The sequence below is a fragment of the Mycobacterium sp. PSTR-4-N genome, assembly GCF_022348085.1.
GTDB lineage: Bacteria > Actinomycetota > Actinomycetes > Mycobacteriales > Mycobacteriaceae > Mycobacterium.
Genome location: NZ_JAKRFN010000006.1, coordinates 168,974 through 190,282, shown reverse-complemented (window position 1 = coordinate 190,282; position 21,309 = coordinate 168,974). Strand labels below are relative to the sequence as shown.

General features: G+C 60.1%; 16 protein-coding genes. 13 read left to right on the top strand and 3 right to left on the bottom strand.

What is annotated here, in order from left to right; all coding sequences use genetic code 11:
- Positions 1-37 precede the first annotated feature (37 nt).
- Together MHN84_RS11310 and MHN84_RS11305 are read left to right on the top strand one after the other, a co-directional pair.
- Entirely contained in the window at positions 38-388 is a 351-nt protein-coding gene (locus MHN84_RS11310; RefSeq protein ID WP_241204724.1) for a hypothetical protein, read from the top strand.
- A gap of 69 nt (positions 389-457) precedes the next feature.
- Positions 458-1,045 (top strand): hypothetical protein, encoded by a 588-nt coding sequence (locus MHN84_RS11305; RefSeq protein ID WP_241204723.1) that lies wholly within the window; start codon positions 458-460, stop codon positions 1,043-1,045.
- A gap of 52 nt (positions 1,046-1,097) precedes the next feature.
- Here MHN84_RS11305 and MHN84_RS11300 read toward each other — a convergent pair whose 3' ends face one another.
- Both MHN84_RS11300 and MHN84_RS11295 read right to left on the bottom strand, forming a co-directional pair.
- Positions 1,098-1,334: a hypothetical protein gene (locus tag MHN84_RS11300; protein ID WP_241204722.1), complete on the bottom strand. Its 237-nt coding sequence runs from the start codon at positions 1,332-1,334 to the stop codon at positions 1,098-1,100.
- A complete protein-coding gene (locus MHN84_RS11295; RefSeq protein WP_241204721.1) occupies positions 1,334-1,816 on the bottom strand; it encodes a TIGR02391 family protein in 483 nt (160 codons plus the stop codon). Before MHN84_RS11295 ends, MHN84_RS11300 begins: the two co-directional genes overlap by 1 nt.
- Before the next feature lie 86 nt (positions 1,817-1,902).
- Between MHN84_RS11295 and istA the strand changes: the two genes are divergently transcribed.
- Both istA and istB read left to right on the top strand, forming a co-directional pair.
- Complete coding sequence (gene istA / locus MHN84_RS11290) at positions 1,903-3,117, top strand: IS21 family transposase (RefSeq protein ID WP_241204862.1); 1,215 nt, start codon at positions 1,903-1,905, stop codon at positions 3,115-3,117.
- Positions 3,117-3,932 carry an IS21-like element helper ATPase IstB gene (gene istB / locus MHN84_RS11285; RefSeq protein WP_241204720.1) on the top strand — a complete coding sequence of 272 codons (816 nt, stop codon included), beginning with the start codon at positions 3,117-3,119 and terminating at the stop codon, positions 3,930-3,932. Before istA ends, istB begins: the two co-directional genes overlap by 1 nt.
- 31 nt (positions 3,933-3,963) lie before the next feature.
- On the opposite strand, the gene MHN84_RS11280 is transcribed toward istB, so the two are convergent.
- Positions 3,964-4,350 carry a hypothetical protein gene (locus tag MHN84_RS11280; protein WP_241204719.1) on the bottom strand — a complete coding sequence of 129 codons (387 nt, stop codon included), beginning with the start codon at positions 4,348-4,350 and terminating at the stop codon, positions 3,964-3,966.
- Positions 4,351-4,576: 226 nt separating this feature from the next.
- Between MHN84_RS11280 and MHN84_RS11275 the strand changes: the two genes are divergently transcribed.
- From MHN84_RS11275 to MHN84_RS11235, 9 genes are all read left to right on the top strand, one after another.
- Positions 4,577-4,777: a helix-turn-helix domain-containing protein gene (locus MHN84_RS11275; RefSeq protein ID WP_241204718.1), complete on the top strand. Its 201-nt coding sequence runs from the start codon at positions 4,577-4,579 to the stop codon at positions 4,775-4,777.
- A gap of 83 nt (positions 4,778-4,860) precedes the next feature.
- The gene (locus MHN84_RS11270) at positions 4,861-5,472 is read left to right on the top strand and encodes a DUF1819 family protein (RefSeq protein WP_241204717.1); all 612 of its coding nucleotides are present in this window, start codon (positions 4,861-4,863) and stop codon (positions 5,470-5,472) included.
- Positions 5,469-6,068 (top strand): DUF1788 domain-containing protein, encoded by a 600-nt coding sequence (locus tag MHN84_RS11265; RefSeq protein ID WP_241204716.1) that lies wholly within the window; start codon positions 5,469-5,471, stop codon positions 6,066-6,068. Before MHN84_RS11270 ends, MHN84_RS11265 begins: the two co-directional genes overlap by 4 nt.
- A gap of 2 nt (positions 6,069-6,070) precedes the next feature.
- Positions 6,071-9,541 carry a BREX system P-loop protein BrxC gene (gene brxC, locus MHN84_RS11260; protein WP_241204715.1) on the top strand — a complete coding sequence of 1,157 codons (3,471 nt, stop codon included), beginning with the start codon at positions 6,071-6,073 and terminating at the stop codon, positions 9,539-9,541.
- Positions 9,541-13,059 carry a BREX-1 system adenine-specific DNA-methyltransferase PglX gene (gene pglX, locus MHN84_RS11255; protein ID WP_241204714.1) on the top strand — a complete coding sequence of 1,173 codons (3,519 nt, stop codon included), beginning with the start codon at positions 9,541-9,543 and terminating at the stop codon, positions 13,057-13,059. Before brxC ends, pglX begins: the two co-directional genes overlap by 1 nt.
- A 27-nt stretch (positions 13,060-13,086) precedes the next feature.
- Positions 13,087-15,624, top strand: coding sequence for a BREX-1 system phosphatase PglZ type A (gene pglZ, locus MHN84_RS11250; protein WP_308192934.1), 2,538 nt, complete (start codon positions 13,087-13,089; stop codon positions 15,622-15,624).
- A 12-nt stretch (positions 15,625-15,636) separates the two neighbouring features.
- A complete protein-coding gene (gene brxL, locus MHN84_RS11245; protein WP_241204712.1) occupies positions 15,637-17,775 on the top strand; it encodes a BREX system Lon protease-like protein BrxL in 2,139 nt (712 codons plus the stop codon).
- Entirely contained in the window at positions 17,768-19,225 is a 1,458-nt protein-coding gene (locus tag MHN84_RS11240; RefSeq protein ID WP_241204711.1) for an SIR2 family protein, read from the top strand. Before brxL ends, MHN84_RS11240 begins: the two co-directional genes overlap by 8 nt.
- A gap of 11 nt (positions 19,226-19,236) precedes the next feature.
- Positions 19,237-21,288: an ATP-binding protein gene (locus tag MHN84_RS11235; protein WP_241204710.1), complete on the top strand. Its 2,052-nt coding sequence runs from the start codon at positions 19,237-19,239 to the stop codon at positions 21,286-21,288.
- Positions 21,289-21,309 lie beyond the last annotated feature (21 nt).

The window sequence follows — 21,309 nt, the reverse complement described above, 5'->3', positions numbered from 1 at the left end:
TGCGCCAAAACCGATCAATCAAGGTAAGCGAAGCGTTGTGGCACTGGCCAACGAAGCAGGAGTCGGTCGCACCCGGCTAGTGCGTGGCGCACTGAGCGATCTCGCCGACTGGATGGACAGGGCCGCCGCCAAGCAGGACGAGGTGGTCACTCCGCAAGAGATCGAGTGGAACAAGAAGTTTCAGAAGATGCTGGACCGCGCTCTCGACGCGGAGCGTAAGTACGAGGCCGCACGTGATAAGCGAAAGGAACTCGAAGCCGTTGTCCAGGCACTGTCCGAGCAGCTTCAAGTCAGCATCAGAGACAGGGCAAGGCTCCAGGGAAAGCTGGACAGAGTGGCCAAGAAAAGTACTGGGGTGTTTCCGGGGAGTGAGTCCCGCTCATCCTGATGGTCCGCCCACGCGCACCCAGGTTTGTATGCTCTCAACTCGCCCGAAACGCATTCCTAGGAGGGATGTTTGGCCAAACTCAAGACGCTCGACCGGCTCACCGCTGCTGTGGTCCAGGCCGAGCTGATCCCTACGAATCGCCCCCTCACCACTGGGGAGATCGAGTTGCTCGACGATATCAACGCCCAGCTGCGCCCGGAGCTCGCCAGCCACCGGGGCGAGGTCATCGGTCTGCTGCGTCGCGTCTCCGCAGTTCGCAGGAACCGTGAAACCGGTGTTAGCGCATCGGCCACGCATTCGCAGGCCGCAAAGAAGCCGGTGAAGGTGCAGAACTCGAAGGCTAAAGGCACAAGTATCGGGCAGATCCACGCCGAATTATCCCAAATGGCAACCACACAGAAGTCAGGGACGCTCGGACGCAAGCGCCGCGAGCGACTCAACAAGATCATCAACGACGCGGCGAAGCTAACCTGGAAGGGTCCCCAGTACAAGCGGCTGTACGAGCGCGCACTGCAGATTCAGGAAAAGGACATGAGGCCTTCGCGACCGAAAAGAAGTCGGCGCGTTGGACCCTCCGGGCTCGTCCAGAACCCCGGCCTTTCTGAAGGCGGCCGCGAAGTGCTCGGCGGGTTGCCGTCTTCGAGGCGCGGACACTGACCTCAAATCAGCGACCATGGCCGCGAACCGTTAGACCTGTGAAAACCTTAGTTCAATCGCAGTAGTCCGTCGGGTTGTACCGCTCAGCGCGAAGGCCCGCTGCGCTGTGAATTTGACAACCAACAGGCAACGCCGAGTCGCCTCTGCTGTCATCCATGGTGAACAGCGCCGCCAGCGCCGGGCCTTGCAGTTTGTTCGTGATCGATAGGTCCACAGCTGCGTCGAGCTCGAGCAGGTCAATGAGGCTCGGGTTGTCGTCCCAGAGCTTGAGTGCTGACGGTTCAGACATCAAATCCCACCTTGTGGGACCAGTTTCTTCATGGAGTCGAGCCGACGATGTACGTAAGAGAACAGGGAGAAGGCGTCATAGAAATCCACCAAGTCTTCATCCTGAGAAATCCTGCTTGAGTGAGCGCGCGGATTTCGGACGTGTCCGTGGATGCCTACGAGCAGGTTCTTGAATCCACGATGCTCGCTGATCTCGGTGTCTGATCGGTGAGCGTTGATAGACCAGAGGGGATGCTCACGATTCGTACCGAGCACGCCATCGAACAGCGCGGCCCCATCACCTGCCAGGCCCGTGATGCTCCGAATACGGGCAGGGATGCTCTTCGATGCCTCCGACATGGCGTGAAACAGGGAGCGGTTGATGAGCTCCTCGTCGCAGTAGCGAAGCAGTTCGGTATGGCAACCGCGTCGCATTAGCTCGGTTCGAAGGCGTCCCGCCCGAGCGGCACCCTCGGAAATCGTTGAGGCTTTTGTTCCGCTCATGAGCTTGCCGTGTCGGCTCCGGTCGAAAAGTGAGCAGGTAGTTCCGGTCGAAAAGTGAGCACCCTTCTGATTGGAGAGTGATCACTTTGGAGGATTGGGCGGAGATTCGCCGGCTGTATCGGTCGGAGAAGCTGTCGCAGGCGGCGATCGCGCGGAGGTTGTCGCTGTCGCGCAACACCGTGGCCAAGGCGATCAGCGCCGAGGCACCACCACGCTACGAACGGGCACCGTCGTCGACGTCGGCGTGGTCGCAGATCGAGTTGGCGGTGCGGGTGCTGCTCGGGCAGTTCCCGACGATGCCGGCCGCGGTGCTGGCGCAGCGGGTCGGCTGGACGGGTGGGCATTCCTGGTTCGCCGAGAACGTCGCACGGATCCGCCCGGAGTACGCCCCGGCCGATCCCTGCGACCGGCTGGTGCATCTGCCCGGTGAGCAGGTGCAGTGCGACCTCTGGTTCCCCGGCCAACTCGTGCCCGATCACGCCGGGGTGCTGCGCTCGTTCCCGGTACTGGTGATGGTCGCCGCGTACTCGCGGTTCATCGCCGCGATGATGATCCCGTCGCGGATGACCGGTGATCTACTGGCCGGCATGTGGCAACTGCTCCAGGATATCGGCGCGGTGCCGCGCACACTGTTGTGGGACAACGAGTCCGGTATCGGTCAACGCGGCAGACTGGCCGAGGGCGTGGCCGGGTTCTGCGGTGTGCTGGCCACCCGACTGATCCAGACCCGACCCTATGACCCCGAGTCCAAGGGACTGGTGGAGCGGGCCAACGGCTACCTGGAGACCTCGTTCCTGCCCGGCCGGACGTTCACCTGCGCGGCGGACTTCAACACCCAGCTGTGGGCGTGGCTGACCGAAATCGCCAACCGACGCATCCACGCCACGACGGGGCTGATCCCGGCCGATGCACTTGCGGTGGATCGGGCGGCGATGACCGCCCTGCCACCCGTGCCTCCGGCGGTGGGGACGACGGTGACGACCCGGTTGGGACGCGACTACTACGTCAGCTGCGGCGGCAACGCCTACTCGGTGAATCCGGAGGTGATCGGCCGGATGATCATCGTGAGGACCGGTCTGGATCGAGTCACCGCCTCTTGCGGGGACCGGCTGGTCGCCGATCACGAACGGCTCTGGGGCACAGCCGGTCTGGTCACCGATCCGGAACACTTGGCCGCTGCGGCGGTACTGCGGGAGCAGTTCCGCGCTCGTCCCACCGCAGGATCGCATCTACAGGTCGAGGTGGAAGTGGCCGACCTGAGTGCCTACGACGCACGGTTCGGAACCGGGGAGGTCGCCTGATGCCCGCCAAACGCACGTCTACGGCTCCCGGTGACGCCGACAAGCTCATCGCCCACCAATCCCGTCTTCTGAAGGCCCCCCGGATCGCCGAGCACTACCACCGCCTCGCCGAGCAGGGCCGCGACGCCGACTGGTCGTTGGAGGACTACCTCGGCGCGGTCCTGGCGGTGGAATCGAATGCCCGCGCCGAATCCGGCGCCCGTCAACGGATTCGGTATGCCGGGTTCCCGGCGATCAAGACGATCACCGACTTCGACTTCACCGCCCAACCCGCCCTCGACCGCGCCCAGATCGCCCGACTGGAAGCCGGCGGATGGCTGGCCGAAGCCCGCAACATCGTCCTACTCGGCCCACCCGGAACCGGCAAAACCCATCTGGCCACCGCGCTGGCGATCGCGGCCGCCCACACCGGGCACCGGGTGGCATTCGCCCCCGCGACCGGCTGGATCACCCGCTTGGCCGAAGCGCACCGCACCAACCGCCTCGACGCCGAACTGCGCAAGATCAGCCGTTACGGACTCATCGTGATCGACGAGGTCGGCTACATCCCGTTCGATACCGAAGCGGCCAACCTGTTCTTCCAGCTCGTCTCCACCCGCTACGAGAAGTCCTCGATCATCCTCACCTCCAACCTGCCGTTCTCCCGCTGGGGCCAGGTCTTCGGCGAAGCCACCATCGCCTCGGCGATGATCGACCGCATCGTGCACCACGCCGACGTCATCGCCCTCAAAGGCGCCAGCTACCGCATCAAACACACCGCGATCGACACACTGCCCTCCGTGGAAGCCGATCGTCAGGCAGACTCAACCCCGTAAACCTGCTCACTTTTCAACCGGAGCAGGCCGCTCAGGATTCGACCGGAGCCGACATGCCGGCCTCATTGACCGAGTATCCGTAGTAGATGAGAGACTCGTTGAGCTGGTCGCGCAGATCGGTGAATCGAGCTGGTTGAGCGGCGTATTTGCTCGGGCTCATTGCTTTGGCGATGAATGCGCCCACGACATTGCCGGCCTGCTGTCGAACCTGGACGTTATAGAGCGTGATGTAGAGACTCTCACGCTTGTTACCACCAGGCTCCCGACCTTGGACCCGCACCATCTGAAGGAGAGAATCGATCTCCGAGCCTGAGAGGCCCGGGAAGCCAGTTTGCGCGAGGACATCGCAGACTCCCTTGACGAAGTCCGGACCAAACGGCGGAATTTTGGCGGGTTTCTGTTGGGATGCGGTGGTCATAGTTCTGCGCCTAGCTAGTAGTTCTACGGTCTCATTTTCCTGCGCCGTTCCTCCTCCGTGATGCATGACACGCCAACACTCCGTCGTGTTTGGGCAATGAGGATCGATTGCGTCTCGAAGACACAATCACGATGTCCGCCTATCCCCGCAGAACCAGGTCATCCTCCGCTAGGGTCGGTCATACCCAGAAAGATCGGGGTTCGTCGGACGGGGGTTCTACGCCGCAATGCCTGAGCCTTGGTTGTCGGCCGACGACATCGCCGCGCATCTGGGCGTCACGAAGGACACGGTCTACTCCTGGATCGCCGACAAAGCGATGCCAGCCCACAAGGTCGGTCGCCTGTGGAAGTTCCAGGCCACCGAGGTCGACGACTGGGTCCGCACCGGCGGCGCGGCAGCAGCAGAGGGAAAGCCTTCGTCCGGGTGAGCCGCGGGACACCGGCAACTCGACATGTCTGACAGTGGAGGTATGTTGATCGACTTTGCTCATCGCTGGAGGAGGTGCACTTGATGACAGACACGCCGCGCGGTTCGCGCTACGCGCTGTCGTTTACCAGTGGCGCTCTTCTAATGCGTGAGGCGACCATCGCGGCCCCGGTATACCTCCGTGAGCACGACTGGGGGAAGGTCCGACAGCTCATCGAAGATGACAACCTGCTCCAGGCTCGTACCGTCGCTACCGGACGGCGGCTCGCTCGGGAGGTTGCCCAGCGTCTCTCCGTCCTAAGCGATGGCGAACTCGAGTTGGTAATCGACGCGACGACATCGGAACGCGGTCACCTAATGTGGGCTGCAGCCTGCCGGCGCTACCGCCTGGTCGGCGAGTTCGCCGAGGAAGTCGTTCGTGAGCGCTTCCTCCTGCTGACACCCACGCTGGATTACGACGACTTCGACGGATTCATCCGGAGCAAGGCCCTCTGGCACGAAGAGGTCGCAAACCTTAAGAGTTCCACCCTGCGGAGGCTCCGCTCCAATATGTTCCAAATGCTCGCCGAGGCAGGTCTCCTCGACCAGGACGGCCGGATCGTTCCCGCAGTGCTGTCGTCCCGCGTCTCCGACGTGCTTTCTGCCCGCACTCCGAGCGGCGTCCGCTTCTTCCCGACGGCAGTGGATGCGCAATGAGCAGCGTCGATCTGGGCAAGCAGGAGGAGCACCTGTTCGGGGTGCTCAGCGGTAAGCGATTTCTTCGGATGGAGGGCCTCAGCAATGAGGTGCCGTTCTTCATCTACCCATATCCGCCGGAGGACGCCCTTGCTGTCGCGCAAATCAAGAAGCGTGTCAAAAACAGGTTGAGCCTCATTGGCGTCAACGTGCGCGAGGTCAACCTCTACGACCTCTCCGTCGAGATCCTCAAGAAGCGCGGTGTGTGGGAACGTGTACTCGCGGCAGAGCCGGACCAAGATAAGGACGACTTCCGCGAGCTACTCCAAGGCATGCTGGATCCGCAGCTCCACGTCGCACCGGCGATCCGCACCAAGATCGAAGACGGCGATTTCGACATCTTCTTCCTCACCGGCATCGGCGAGGTCTTCCCATACATCCGGTCACACAACGTGCTGAATAACCTCCAGAGCGTCGTGACCGGCAAGCCAATGCTCATGTTCTTCCCCGGCCGCTACGAGCAGTCCGACACCCTCGGCTCCACGCTCGTGCTTTTTGGCCGGCTGAAGGATGACCAGTACTACCGGGCAAAGAACATCCTGGAACAGGAAGCTTGACAATGACGTTGCTGAACGAGATCTTCGCCAAGGACGTGCAGCGTCCGATCGAGGGCGTCATCAAAGCGGACGACACCGCGCACCTGGGTACCGAGGTGGACGAGTACGTCCTGACTAATGAAGCATCGATAGGTCTTGAGCTCCTGCTGGAGGCCTACACGAACTACACCAACGCCAACGGAGTGTGGATCTCGGGCTTCTTCGGTTCTGGTAAGTCGCACCTCCTGAAGATGCTCGCTCACCTTCTCGGCGACGTCGAAAGCCAGGCGTTCGACCGCGCCAAGGTCACGGAGAGCTTCCGCGCCAAGGGAACTGGTGCCTTCCTGCCTGCTCTTCTGGCCAAAGCCGAGCGCATCCCCGCTAAGAGCCTGCTGTTCAACATCGATCAGAAGGCCACGCTCATCACCAAGGATCAGACCGATGCCTTGCTGAAGGTGTTCGTGAAGGTCTTCGACGAGAGCCGCGGTTACTACGGAAACCAGGGCCACGTCGCTCGCTTCGAACGAGACCTCGACAATCGCGGTCAGTACGCAGCATTCAAGGAGGCCTACCAGCGGATCTCCGGACGTGACTGGGCCCAGGGTCGCGAAGAGGGCGTTCTCGAAGAGACCAACGTGGCCGCGGCCTATGCCGAGGTTAGCGGTCAGGGCGGCTCGCCGACCAACATCCTCACCAAGTACCGCAACGAATACTCGGTCTCCATCGAGGATTTCGCCGAGGAGATCACAACATGGCTCAACAAGCAGCCCACGGGCTTTCGGCTCAACTTCTTCGTCGACGAGGTGGGCCAGTTCATCGGCTCGAACACCCATTTGATGCTCAACCTCCAGACGATTGCCGAGACCCTTAACACCAAGTGCCAGGGCCGCGCGTGGGTGTTCGTGACGTCGCAGGAAGACATGGACAAAGTTGTCGGAGACCGTACTAAACAACAGGGCAACGATTTCTCGAAGATTCAGGCGCGCTTCAAGACTCGTGTGAAGCTCACTAGCGCCGACGTCGAAGAAGTCATCCGCAAGCGCCTACTGGAGAAGAACGCGGCAGGCGCCGCCGCGCTCAGCGCCATATACGACAGGGAGTCGGCCAACTTCAAGACCCTGTTCGACTTCGTCGACGGGGCGAAGAGCTACCGCAACTACGCCAACAAAGCTCACTTCGTCGGCACCTATCCTCTTGTCAGCTACCAGTTCCCGCTCTTTCAAGCGGCAATCGAAGGCATCTCTGACCACAACGTCTTCGAGGGCCGCAACAGCTCGGTGGGCGAACGGTCGATGCTCGGCGTCGTCCAGCAGGTCGCCAAGGATATCGGTGACGTGGAGGTCGGTCGCCTGGCCACCTTCGATCACATGTTTGCCGGTATCCGAGCGTCGTTGAAGTCTGCGGCTCAGCGCTCCATAGACGTCGCTGAGCGGAACCTCGATAACCAACTCGCGATCCGCCTCCTCAAGGCACTCTTCCTCGTCAAGTACGTCGAGAGCTTCCAGGCCACACCGCGCAACCTGACGGTGCTCGTCTATGACCGCTTCGGCCTCGATCTGCCCGCCTTGTCCGCAGAGGTCAAGGAAGCGCTCTCGTTGCTAGAGGCGCAGACTTACGTCCAGCGCAACGGCACCATCTACGAATACCTGACCAACGAAGAGCAGGTTATCGAAGAAGAGATCAAGAACGTCGACTTCGACTCCTCCGAGGTGAGCACACGACTCTTCAAGATGCTGTCCGGCGACGTCATCAAGACCAACAAACTCCGCTATGCGAAGAACGGTCAGGACTTCCCGTTCGGCTTCAAACTCGACGACCAGGTGCATGGCCCTCAACGGGAACTATCAATTCACTTCATCACCCCGGAATATCCATTCACGCCGGACGAGACGCGGATGCACAGCGCCGGGAAGGACGAACTGCGCGTCATCCTCGAACCAGACGCCCGCGTGCTCGCGGATCTCCGCTTGCTCATCAAGACGGAGAAATATACGAAACGCAAGCAGACCAGCTCACTTTCGGCGATCGAAGATCAGATCCTTCGTTCGAAGGCCGCGCAGAACGTCGAACGCGAGAAGGAACTCATTGGGCGCATCCGCCGTGCCGTGGGCGAAGCTGCGCTGATCATCAACGCCACCGAAGTCTCCGTGAACTCGCAGGAAGCGCTCGCCCGCGTGACCGACGGCTTTCAGGACCTCGTTAGCCGAACCTACACCCAACTAAAACTGCTCGACGGCGTCACTTATGGCGAGCAGCAGGTGGCAGGGGCGGCGAATCCGGACAGCGGCCTCTTCGACCCCGCGGCGTGGACGAAACTCGCCACTCCCGGTGAGGAAGTGCTTTCGTTCATGCTGCGGAAGCAGGCACAAGGGGAGCAGGTCACGGTCAAGACGATCGTCGATACCTTCCAGGCAAAGCCCTACGGTTGGGACCTGGCCTCGATCGAGGTATTCGTGGCCTTCTTGATCGGTGCCTCGAAGGTAACCCTGACGGTGGACGGCAACGTCCTCAAGCGAAGCGAAGTGGCTGCTGCGCTGCGTAATACGCAGAAGCATTCGCACGCTGTCGTCGCTCCGCAGAAAATATTCGACGAACGTAAAGTCGCCGCCTTCCGGAGATTCTGCACCGACTTCTTCGACGATGCGAACGCGCCCAAGGATCCGCTCGAGCTGGCCCGTCACGGCGCCGACAAGCTTAAGGGCAAGCTTGGCGAACTAAAGGCGGTCGCCACTGGTTCGAAGTACCCGTTCGTGGAGCAACTCGGCGGCCCCATCAGCTTGCTGGACCAGGCGGTAGGCAAGCCCGACGAGTGGTACCTCAGCGACTTCAACCTGGGCGATGACCTGCTCGACGCCAAGGAAGACACCGTCGACCCGATCCTGTCTTTCCTGAATGGGGCGCAGAGTGCGATCTACGATGAGGCCGTAGCACTACTCGCCGCACACAGCAGCAACCTCAGGTATCTGCCCAAGGGCAGTGTCGATGACGTCCGGGCTGGGCTCACGGATCCGAATGCCTTCCGGGGCAACCGGATGGCGCAGCTCAAGAAGGCCACCGACGAACTCCGCAGCCGCATCGAGGACGTCGTCACCGCGAACCGGAGCAACGTCAGCACTTCGATTAAAGGACGCAGGACCGAGCTTCTCGACAGCACTTATTACGAGAAGGCCACGGCCGCAGCCCAACAGGGCGTTCTCCAGTTGATTGACCAAACGCTCTCGCGAGTCGGCACGGAGAGCCAGGTGGCACTCATTCTGCAGATCGGAACCGACTTCGAGGCCAGCGTGTACCCGTCACTGCTCGATCAACTGGCCGGATCCCAACAGGGCGGGGGCAATGGTCCGCCCCTGCAGCAGACAGTGGCTGTCAAGTCGGTGGTCGTGGCTGGAGTGACCGGTGTACTCGAAACAGAACACGACGTCGACAACTACCTCACGGCACTCCGTGCTGCCCTGCTCAGAACGCTGGACGACGGAAAGCGAATCTCACTCTGATGGAGACTGCCTCGCTGAAATCTTTTGCGACGTGGGCGCGTACTGCACTCATTCGCGAGGTCACCGCACGCATCGCTGTCGTGCTGGCCCCGGCTTCGCCGGCACGCGTCGAGCAGTCCAATGTTGTTGCCGCCCTCGAAAGAGCCGTCAATGCTGCGGGCGGTGGCGACAAGGGGCGATCGGCCGTGGCGGACAGAGTCGCGTACACCTGGTTCAACCGGATCATCGCTCTGCGCTTTATGGATGCCAACGGCTACACCGGAATCGGAGTCGTCTCGCCCCAAGCCGGAGTTGACGTTGGCCAGCCAGAGATCCTCGCCGAGGCCAAGCGAGCCAACATCGACCCCGAAGTGGTCAGTCAGCACGCCCGCGAAATTGTCGCGGGGTTGCTCAACGGAGCACTACGCAGTGACGACCCGCAGGGCGAGGCATACGCGCTGTTGCTCGCTGAGTACTGCCGTCATTGGAACCGCTCTATGCCATTCATGTTCGAACGCGAAGGCGACTTCACCGAGTTGCTCATCCCGGCCAGTTTGCTCGCAGACGATTCGGTGCTGAACCGTGCGGTCAAGGTCCTGACCACTGACGCGTGCCAGGACGTCGAGGTGATTGGTTGGCTGTACCAGTTCTACATCTCGGAGCGGAAAGACGAAGTCTTCGCTGGCTTCAAGCAGAACCAGAAGGCCGGCGCTGCAGAAATTCCCGCTGCAACACAGCTCTTCACCCCGCACTGGATAGTCCGCTACCTCGTTGAGAACTCACTCGGCCGCCTCTGGATGCTCAACCACCCGACGTCACGCTTAGTCGACCAGATGCAGTACTACATAGCCCCGGTCGACATCGAGACCGAATTCCTTCTGATCAACAGCCCCGAGGACCTCAAGGTCATCGACCCAGCTTGCGGATCCGGCCATATGCTCACCTACGCCTTCGATCTGCTCTGTGCCATTTACGAAGAAGAAGGCTACGCGTCAGCCGAGATCCCGGGACTTGTCCTGAAGAACAATCTATTTGGCACCGAGATCGACCGCCGCGCTGGTGCCTTAGCTGCATTCGCGCTGACCATGAAGGCGCGCGCCCGTCAACGGACGTTTTTCACCAAACAGCTTCACCCCAACGTCTGCGTGCTGGAACCCGTCGCCTTTACGATTGTCGAGCTTGCCGAACTTACTAGCCGGCATGGTGACCGTGTCGCCGAGGAAGCATTCTGGAATCAGTTCCAGCACGCTGATATCTATGGGGCCCTTATCCGCCCGGACGATGCGCTCGTCGAACCCCTTCAACGACACATCGACCAGACCCTTTCGCGCCGCGAAGATCTTCTAGCATCAGACTTGTATGACCGAGCTCAACGAGTACTGGTGCAGGCGAGGTATTTGTCACCCACGTACCACGTGACCGTCGCTAACCCGCCCTACATGGTAGGCGGCAACATGAATGCGGGATTATCTGAGTTTGTCAAGCAATTCTTTCCGGACTCTAAGGCAGACCTCTTCGCGGCGTTTATCGAACGCAATCTGAGCTTGTCGCTTCCCGGTGGCTGGGTGGCGATGATCACTATGCAATCATGGCTCTTTCTGTCGTCGTTTGTGACGCTGCGCCGTCGAGTAATGGATGAACACGCGCTGTCGTTGATGGCGCATTTCGGTAACTTCGCTTTCGACACCATCAATAGTAAGGTGCTGTCCACCACCGCGTTCGTAATTCGAACTGGACATTCAACCGAACTTTCTCATGGAACCTATTTACGCCTTGTCAAGGGCGCCAACGAGTCCATCAAGGCCCATGAACTGCGCAGAATAGCGGAGGGCCAGCAATCGGAAAACCGGTATGACTTGAAGAATGCGGAATTGTCAGTGCTGCCAGGCGCGGTAATAGCTTATTGGCTCAGTCCGGCTGTTCGGCGGTGCTTCACGGCAGGAACGCCGTTGGCGGCTGATTTTGCCGCAATTAATGGGATGACAACCGGTGAGAACGCACGCTTTCTACGTTTATGGTATGAGATTTCGCATGCGCGACTGTCGCTCGTAGCGACCAGTGCGTCGGTGGCGACAGCAAGCGGTGCCAAGTGGTTCCCATACAACAAAGGCGGGGGTTATCGGAAATGGTATGGCAACGCAGAGTTCGTGATCAATTGGGAGGGCGACGGTAGAGACGTAATTGCACACGGCCGCGCGTTTCCCCGAGGGCGAACCCACTACTTTGAGCCGATGGTGTCTTGGGGAAAGGTCAGCAGCGCGTTGCCGTCGTTTCGGTTTTATCCGAGTGGGTTCATATTCGATGTCGCTGGTACGGCCATGTTCACTCATGGGTCGGGACACCTTCACGATGCTCTGGCTTTCTGCAACTCGGTGGTGGCAGAAAAGCTGCTCGGCGCGCTATCCCCGACAATGAATTTCGAGTCTGGTCAGATCGCGTCGCTTCCATTGATTCCAGAAAGCAGCGGGCGTGTAAGGGAAATTTGCGAACGTCTTATCAATATTTCCCGCGATGACTGGGACGCCGCAGAAACATCATGGGGCTTTGTGGGTCCAGCTTACTGCCCTGTACCTGCTGGTTCGGAGACGAAGTTAGAGGTTGCTTTCGAGGCGCAGAGGAATGCGGAACTTCAACTAGCCGAGGAGGTGCGACGGCTTGAAGAAGAGAATAACGCAATTTTGTTACAACTATATGAGCTGACTGGTGAGTTCGATGCTGGGGTCGCCAGACATAAGGTTTCAATTTCGGCTAATCCTGAATTTCGATTTGGTCCAGGTAAAAGTGAAAACGAATATGCCGCGCTCGTGCAATCTTCCCGTGCTGCGGATCTCGTTTCCTATGCCGTTGGTTGCATGTTCGGTCGATACAGCCTGGACAAGGCAGGTCTGATCCTGGCCGACCAGGGCTCGACTTTGAGAGACTACTTCACGGAGGTGCCAACGCCGTCCTTCGTGCCCGACGCGGATAACGTAATCCCGATTGTCGACGGTGACTGGTTTGAGGATGACGTCGTCGTGCGGTTCCGCAAGTTCCTCCGTGCGGCCTTCGGCGATCAGCATTTCGAGCAAAATCTTCGGTTCGTCACTGAGGCGATCGGGGTGAAGGACTTACGCGACTACTTCGTGAAGTCCTTCTATAAGGAACACGTTCAGCGGTACAAGAAGCGCCCAATCTACTGGTTGTTCTCCAGTCCGAAGGGCTCGTTCAACGCGCTCGTCTACATGCACCGCTACACGCCGTCAACCGTATCGACTGTGTTGAACGAGTACCTGCGCGAGTACAAGGCCAAGCTGGGTGCCAGCCTCCAGCATCATGAGCGCCTCGCCGGCGGTGGTACGCCTCGGGAGCAGGCCGCTGCGCTCAAGGAAGCCGACAGGCTCCGCAAGGTGCTGCTGGAGCTCGAGGAGTATGAGCACGATGTGCTTTACCCGTTGGCGTCCAAGCAGATTGAGATCGATTTGGACGACGGCGTAAGAGTGAACTACCCGAAGTTCGGCGCCGCGCTGAAGAAGATTCCCGGGCTGGATGTGGCCGAATGACGATCCTGATAAGCGGGGCCCACTGATGTGGACCGCACAAGTCCATGCTCCCATTTGGAGCATCCGAGGTCTCCTGTGAGTGGCGTTCGCGATCACCTCCTGCGTCGGTTTGAAGGTACGCGGGTCGTGTTCTGGCACGATCCCGACGGCCAATACGCCGCGGACCTCGACGCCCTCGACTTGGTGGGTGTGGAGACGATCCGCGTCGCCGACAATGAGTACGCCATCAAGCAGCGGTTGCTGCACGACGAGCCGATGGGCAAGTTTCTTGTGTACCGCTCCGGACATGTTCCCAATGGAATCGGCAACTGGCTCCTCGATCTGGAGTTGGCCTACGGGGTCTTCACGGCGGACCGCACGTCGTTGGTCGCCCAAGACCTCGGGCTCACCGCCGACGGGATCGACGAGGTCGTCCAGGCGCATGAGAAGTTCTTCAATGCGGCCAGACGCGTTCAGAGTCTGAAGGCGTTACTGAATCCCGATGACGACCCAACAGTCTTGCGCGCCAAAATGACCGCGGTGGTGCTCGGGGTGAAGGATTCGCACAGTCTGTTGGAGGTCACCCGGACGCTCCTCGTTGAGAACGCGAAGGACAATCGGACGAAGTACGACGCCCTCGTCGACTATGAACTCGACGATTTCTTCTGGCGCGGCGTCGCCTCCATCTACGGATATGAGTCTCCAACACCAAGCGTAGAGGACTTTGTACTGTGGACCTTCCGGAAGGCGATTGACGGCTTCGCATCGGAACGACCGGGCGGCCTGCGGAACATCCAGCTCGACTTCGCGAGCCTCCGCAACGACCGGCGCAGCCAGGATGCGCTCGCCACGCTGGCCAAGCGCGCGGCCGCCGACCTCGATTACGCCTCCGCCATCGAAGACGCCAGCTTCCGCGACCTCGTGTCGGTCGACCTGTTCGAAGAGACTGACCAGAAGATCCTCAGCGACCTGGCAAGCGCGGTGGCCGAGCGAACCGTCACCGCGCGCGAGGTCGCCGAGGTCGTGCGTGCGCGGCAGAGCAGCGTGTGGGTCGATGGTTATAAGCAGCTCTACACGGCGATCGCCAGCGCGTCGGAGTTGCTGGCCGAACTGGTGTCGCTGAACTTCGTTGCGCAGTCGTTCGACGATGCATTGGAGCGGTACCGCCGCGAATGGTTCCGTATCGACCAGCTCTATCGACAGTTCACCTTTGCGTATAGGACTTACGAGGGCCCGCATCCGCTGGGACCGCTGCGTGAGCAGGTCGAGAAGCGCTATACCAACACATTCGTCTACGAGCTGGGCAATTCTTGGCAGCAGAAGGTCGACGACGCGGACGCGTGGACGTCGTCCGTATTGCGATCGCAGACCTCCTTCTACGCCGACTACGTCGAGCCGCTGGTACGCGACGGTGACAAGAAGGCGGTCGTCATCATCTCCGACGCGCTGCGCTACGAGGTGGCCGAGGAGCTCGGGTCGCGCATCCGTCAGGAGGATCGTTTCGACGCCTCACTCGATGCGGTCCTAGGCGTGCTGCCCAGCTATACACAACTGGGAATGGCAGCACTGCTGCCGCACACCACGCTTAAGCACTCCGATGACGCGAAGACAGTGCTGGCGGACGGCCAGCCCACCAACGGAACTGCCTTCCGTGGCAAAATCCTTGAGAACGTGGGCGGTTCAGCAATTCAGGCTGAGCAGTTCAGAGGGATGACCGGCGACGAACGGCGCGCACTCTTCAAATCGAATCGAGTGCTGTACGTCTACCACAATCGGATCGACAAGATCGGAGATGACCCGATCTCCGAGCGGCAGGTCTTCGAAGCCGCGGAGGACACCCTGCGGGACATCATCGACCTCGTAAAGAAGTTGGCTAATGCCAACGCCACGAACATCTTCATCACGGCCGACCATGGATTCCTGTTTCAAGACGACGCCCTCGCTGATTCGTTCTTCCTCTCGACGAAGCCGCAGGGCGACGACATCAAGGTGGTCAACCGCCGCTATATCCTCGGGCGCGGCCTCAAGATCGACATGGCCTTCAACACATTCACGTCTGCACAACTCAACCTCGGCAGCGACTTCGAGGTTCAGATCCCCAAGTCGATTCATCGACTTCGGCTACCTGGCGGAGGCACGCGATTCGTCCACGGCGGCTCCACACTTCAGGAAGTCGTCGTACCGGTGCTCGCTGTCAACAAGAAGCGCAAAACCGATACCCGGTTGGTCAACGTCGAGGTGTGGCCGGAGTCCGACAAGATCACCACGGGGCAGGTCGTCGTTCGCTTGTTCCAGTCCGAACCGGTGAGCGACAAGGTGCAGCCTCGCACCGTCCGTGCCGGGCTCTACGTAGGGGAGACCCTGATCTCGAACCAAGCTGAGTTGACTTTCGATCAATCCTCAACCGACAAGCGGGACCGTTATCAAAGCGCCCACATGCTGCTCAGCCAGGACGCCAACGACTACAACAACCGTGCGGTCGAGTTCCGGCTCGAAGAGCGCATCCCAAACACCAACCAATGGCGCGTCTACGCCAAGGCGATATACACGCTAAAGCGGTCGTTTGCCTCGGATTTCGACTTCTAAGGAAGGTACGTGATGAGCGAAGTGGGTGAGCTAAGCGTGGACGCCGTGGAGGACGGGGCTCCTGAACCGCCGGCGCAGTCGGCGCTCGACCGCAAGATCAATGAGCACTTCGCCGGAGTCGTCGTACGCAAGGACTTGGTCAAGGCTGTGAAGGGCAACGCAATCGTCCCGTCGTACGTGTTGGAGTACCTACTCGGTCAGTACGCCGCCTCGGACGACGAAGCCACCATCCAGGCCGGCATCGACACAGTCCGGCAGATCCTTGCCGATCATTACGTTCACCGGAACCAGTCCGAACTGGTGAAGTCGACGATCAAAGAACGCGGGCGCTACAAGATCATCGATAAGGTCACCGTGAGCCTCAACGATAAGGACGACGTCTACGAGGCCACGTTCGCCAACCTCGGCATCAAGCAGGTCCTCGTTGAGTCGGCCACCATCAAGGCCCACCCGAAGCTGCTCGTCGGTGGCGTGTGGTGCATCTGCGACATCGAGTACTTCCACAGCGACAACGCCAAGGTCGTGCCGTGGATCCTAGGGTCGATCAAACCGATCCAGCTGTCCAACTTTGACTTCGACGGCTATATCACCGCCCGGCGCGAACTAAGTACCGACGAATGGGTCGACCTGTTGATTCAGTCGATAGGGTTCAACCCAGAGATGTTCGGCCGTCGCGCCAAGCTCCTTCAGCTCGTTCGTCTCATCCCTTTCGTCGAGCGCAACTACAATCTCGTCGAGCTCGGGCCGAAGGGCACGGGGAAATCGCACATCTTCTCCGAGTTCTCGCCACACGGCATGCTGATCTCCGGTGGCGAAGTCACCGTCCCAAAGCTTTTCGTCAACAACTCCAATGGCCGCCTCGGCTTGGTCGGCTACTGGGACGTCGTCGCCTTCGACGAGTTCGCGGGCAAGAAGAAGCGCACTGACAAAGCACTCGTGGACATCATGAAGAACTACATGGCGAACAAGTCGTTCTCCCGCGGTGTCGAGACTCTCGGCGCAGAGGCCTCAATGGTGTTCGTCGGCAACACATCACACACCGTGCCCTTCATGCTCAAGAACTCCGACCTGTTCGACGAGCTACCAGAGAGCTACCACGACTCCGCCTACCTCGACCGCCTGCACTACTACATCCCCGGCTGGGAAGTCGACACCATCAGGGGCGAGATGTTCTCCGAAGGTTATGGATTCGTCGTCGACTACATCGCCGAAGTACTCAAGTCCATGCGAGACGCCGACTACTCGGACCGCTACCAGCAGCACTTCACCCTGGGCTCTGATATCTCCACCCGTGACCGCGATGGCATCCACAAGACGTTCTCCGGACTTTCAAAGATCCTCTTCCCACACGGGGAAGCGACGAAGGAGGAGGTCGAAGAGATACTCCGGTTCGCTATTGAAGGCCGTAAGCGGGTCAAGGACCAGATCCTGCGAATCGACACCACGATGGCCAACGTTAAATTCGGCTACCTCGACAAGGCCGACGAATGGCATGCCGTCACCACGCTCGAAGAAGACGAGTACCCGAGGTACTACCGCCGGCTGCAGTCCGACGATGACGAGAACGAGGACTCGTCGGGCACCACGGTCCAAGACCCCGAGGTCCCAGTTACGCCGCCGACGGTCGATACGACGCCGAAACCGGAGCGACTCTGCGAGGGCCACCGCGAATTTCAGGAGAACCAACGCGGCGTCTCCTACGAAACGCTGCTGCTTCCGTACCTCCGCGGCGCAACAGAGATCACCATCGTCGATCCGTATATCCGTCTGCCGCACCAAGGTCGCAACCTCGTCGATCTCCTCGGCCTGCTGGCTTCAGCGAAGGACCCTGCCGACGAAATTGCGGTGACGTTGGTGACCAAGGAGGACACCGGCGAGTTTCAGAGGCAGCATCTGTTGATGCTCAAAGACATTCAGGACGGAGCCGCCACTGTCGGGATCAAATTCGACGTTCATTGGGACCCGTCCATTCATGACCGATCCATTCGGGCTGACAACGGCTGGAAGATCCTCCTGGGCCGTGGACTCGATATCTTCCAGAAGGGGTCCGGCAGCCAGTTCGACATCGGAGCCCGCCGCCAAGAGTTCAGACAGGTGGTCGCTTTCGGGGTTACCTACATCCGACAGTTGGAGGGTGGGCTCAATGCCTGAATCGCCCGAGATAGCGCGGCAAGCCCAGGTGGGTCCGGAAGACGAGGCGGGGCCAAAGCACCAAGGCCGTGTGGTCGAACGTCCTCGCGGGCTGTTTCTGGTCGGCGGAGTCGTCAAACAGCTCATAACGACAGACGATGCGCATGTGGTGCGCGAGCATTTGAGCTCGCTCTTACAGGTAAAGAATCTTGTCGTGTTTCTTGGGTCCGGGGCTTCGTTTCATCTCGGGTCACCACAGACTCGCAACCTCACCAATCAGACGGTGCTCGAACTGATCACAAAGTCTGGCGGCGAACCCAGCGATGCCGACGCCGAGCTTCTGACCGTCATCAACCCCACCGACAATGGTGACCTGGAACAGTTGCTCAATGGACTGCAATTGGCTGCCTCACTCGCGAGGCAAGCGGGTCAAGACTCGGTTTCAATCGGTGCGGGACAGGCGGCCAAGGGTTACCCGAAGGAGCAGGTCGAAGGTCTCCGCCGCAGTATCAACCGAGCGCTTGCTGAAGCTTGCCGACTGCCCTCTGATTTGGCTGCGCTCGAGTCGCCGTTCGACGTTGATCCGTTTCGCGCCCACCGAACTTTTCTGTCGCGAATGGTGCGCAGTCGCCGGTCAAATCTCGCGCGCCCCAGTATCTTCACGACCAACTACGACCTTGTAATAGAGCGAGCTCTGGATCAACTCGGTTATCCATACATCGACGGCTTCAGCGGGACTGTGGATCGTCGCCTGAACCTGGCCCACTACGGCCTCGACTTTCATCGAGTGGAAACGACCACCCAATCAGTAGTCGCAAGGGCAGAGGGAGCTGTTTACCTCCACAAAGTCCATGGCAGTCTCAACTGGCGATCGTCCGTCGAGCGAGACGCGCTCACGGGACTCGAATCGTTGGAAGTCAAGCAGAGCGCCGACGGGTTCGTGGGCGACGAGCTCGTGCTCATTTATCCCACAGCCGCCAAAGAGGCTGACTCCCTCGCCTACCCGTATTCAGATCTGCTGCGCCTGCTCGGAGATGCAGTCCAACAAGATGACACCGCGGTCCTCGCAGTGGGATACGGCTTTGCTGACCCCCACATCAATCGGCTCTTGTTGCGCAGTCTTGCCAGTAACCCTGCGCTCAACGTTTTCGTGGCCGACCCGAAGGCGGTCCTGAGCGATGACGATCTGGCGGCAGTGACAGACAACTCGGATAACCTCGGCAAGGCGTTGAGTGACACCGGTGCAAACCCGAAATCGACGGCTATCGCGGCACTTGCGGCCGCGGCCGATTCTCGTATCGCCGTACTCACCGGAGACCTCGGCAAGTTCTCAGAACTTGCCGAGTTGATGCCAGACACAAGCACCCACGGAAGCGTGGGTCCACCCACGGCAATCACAAGCCTCATCGAGGCCTTGGAGCGGGCAGCAAGCGGAGCCGTTCCGCCTCTTCCTGGGATTGATGCCGTGTGAGGGACGTCGGTGTGATCGGGCGGGTCATCGATGTTCGGAGCACCACGATCCGCGTCGCGTTGGAGGTCGGAGCGAAGGGCTTCACCAAGGTGGGGCCGGATGGTCTCCAAACTGTAGGTGTCGTCAACTCATACGTCACAGTGCCAGCGGGGGCTCACCGCGTCGTAGGAATCGTCACTGCTGTGTATATCAGCGGGCGTCAGGCGTCGAAGGAGCGCGTCGAATTGCTTAGCCAAGACGATACGGCTACTTACGAGCTGGAAGCCACGGTTGTAGGTCGGTTCGAGGGCAACATCTTCAAGTCAGGGCTAACTGGCTATCCACCCCTGCACGCCCCCGTCCAAGCGGCGACCCCTCAAGAAGTCAAGTACATATTTCACCCGAAAGGAGGCCCGGCGCTTCGGATCGGAACATCGGCTGTGGCCAGCGAGCAGGTGGTCTATCTGGATGCGAACCTATTACTTGGGCATCATTGTGCGGTCGTCGGTTCAACCGGCTCCGGCAAGTCATGCACTGTTACGGCCGTGATTGATGGACTTCTCGATCACCCGATTCCCAACGCGCACATCGTGATCTTCGACATCAACGGCGAGTACGCCCAGTCATTTTCGCCGCCGACCACACGAAGTAAGCGGACTCGGCCATTGATACTTGGACCACGTCCAGGGACGTCGACTGGTCTCTTCCTACCGCATTGGTTCATGAACAACGAAGAGCATTTGACTCTGTTCAAGGCCAGCGAAGGGGTACAAGCACCGATGTTGCAGCGCTCGATCGCCGACGCGCGTGTCGCAGGCGCATCGAGCAACACCGAAGTGCTCCGGCTACAAAACCTGCTGACTTCGATGACGATCGTCGAGGGAGCTTTCTCCGACAAAGGCGGTTCCGATAAGACGTTCACGCAACTTGCTGGGTTGAAAACCCTGGTGGACAGCCAAGCTGGCGAAACGTCCGGTTGCGCTGCGCAGTGGGCGCAGATCAAGGTTATCCTTGACGCAGGTATCCCTCAGGTCGACGCTCGCAACACCCCATGGACGGCGTTGACAGCACCGCAACGGGATGTGCTTGCACGCATGTTCGTCGCTATGCGCAAGCAGGTTCAGGCAGCGTTCGGCATCTTAGGCATGGGGAGTGCCCACGCGGCGCCCGACTTCGACGCGCCCGTGTATTACTCGCTCCAAGAACTCTGCGATTTCTTCCTGCCGAATCGAATCCAGCGGGAGCAGGGTACCGACAACAAGATCGCGGGTTACGTGGCAACGCTTCAAATGCGCCTGAGCCGTCTCCTGGCTGACGGGCGCTACGACTTCATCACTCGCGTGGAGAAGCACGTCGACCCGCTTGGTAACTACCTGAAGGCGCTAATGGGTGTCGATCCAACCGGAGGAAGAGCGCACTCCGATTGGCCGGCCGCAGACGCATACCTCACTCAAGCGGCCACCCACAGTTCTGGACCATCAGTGACGATCTTCGATCTCAGCCTCGTCGCGAACGACGTGCTCGAGAACGTAACCGCTTTGCTGGGCAGGATCCTGTTCGAGTTCGCGGTAAGAAGCCAGCCTCGGGCCGAGCATCCGCTATTGCTGGTGCTAGAGGAGGCCCATCGATTTATCCCCTCACGACAAGAGCTCAACGGTTCTGGCAGTCGCTCGGCAGCTGTGTTCGAGCGAATTGCGAAGGAGGGGAGAAAGTTTGGCCTCTCCTTACTCCTTGCCAGCCAACGACCGAGCGAACTCAGTGAGACTGTTGTCGCGCAGTGCGGCACCGTGATCGCACATCGGCTTACTCATGAAGCGGACCAGAGCTTGTTGCGGCACGCGACGGCGCTGAGTTCGCGCGCGCTTCTCGACCAACTCCCGAGTCTTGCGCAACAACATGCCCTTGTCACCGGGGTCAGCACCGGTGTGCCAGTCGCCGTCAGAGTGCGCGATGTCGACAACCCTCCGAAGAGTGACGATCCAGACTTCATGACCGCCTGGGGGCAGGCCGAGAATTCGTCGGGGCTCTCGGAGCATATCGATCGGGTGGTCAAAGACTGGCAGGGCGAGGTGCCGACGAATTAAAGTCTGTGACTACCCATTGGC

Coding starts and splice junctions, on each gene's coding strand:
- MHN84_RS11270 (WP_241204717.1), top strand. CDS start 4,861: ATGACAGACACGCCGCGCGGTTCGCGCTACGCGCTGTCGTTTACCAGT.
- MHN84_RS11295 (WP_241204721.1), bottom strand. CDS start 1,816: ATGAGCGGAACAAAAGCCTCAACGATTTCCGAGGGTGCCGCTCGGGCG.
- brxC (WP_241204715.1), top strand. CDS start 6,071: ATGACGTTGCTGAACGAGATCTTCGCCAAGGACGTGCAGCGTCCGATC.
- MHN84_RS11265 (WP_241204716.1), top strand. CDS start 5,469: ATGAGCAGCGTCGATCTGGGCAAGCAGGAGGAGCACCTGTTCGGGGTG.
- istB (WP_241204720.1), top strand. CDS start 3,117: ATGCCCGCCAAACGCACGTCTACGGCTCCCGGTGACGCCGACAAGCTC.
- MHN84_RS11280 (WP_241204719.1), bottom strand. CDS start 4,350: ATGACCACCGCATCCCAACAGAAACCCGCCAAAATTCCGCCGTTTGGT.
- MHN84_RS11300 (WP_241204722.1), bottom strand. CDS start 1,334: ATGTCTGAACCGTCAGCACTCAAGCTCTGGGACGACAACCCGAGCCTC.
- brxL (WP_241204712.1), top strand. CDS start 15,637: ATGAGCGAAGTGGGTGAGCTAAGCGTGGACGCCGTGGAGGACGGGGCT.
- pglX (WP_241204714.1), top strand. CDS start 9,541: ATGGAGACTGCCTCGCTGAAATCTTTTGCGACGTGGGCGCGTACTGCA.
- MHN84_RS11275 (WP_241204718.1), top strand. CDS start 4,577: ATGCCTGAGCCTTGGTTGTCGGCCGACGACATCGCCGCGCATCTGGGC.
- MHN84_RS11240 (WP_241204711.1), top strand. CDS start 17,768: ATGCCTGAATCGCCCGAGATAGCGCGGCAAGCCCAGGTGGGTCCGGAA.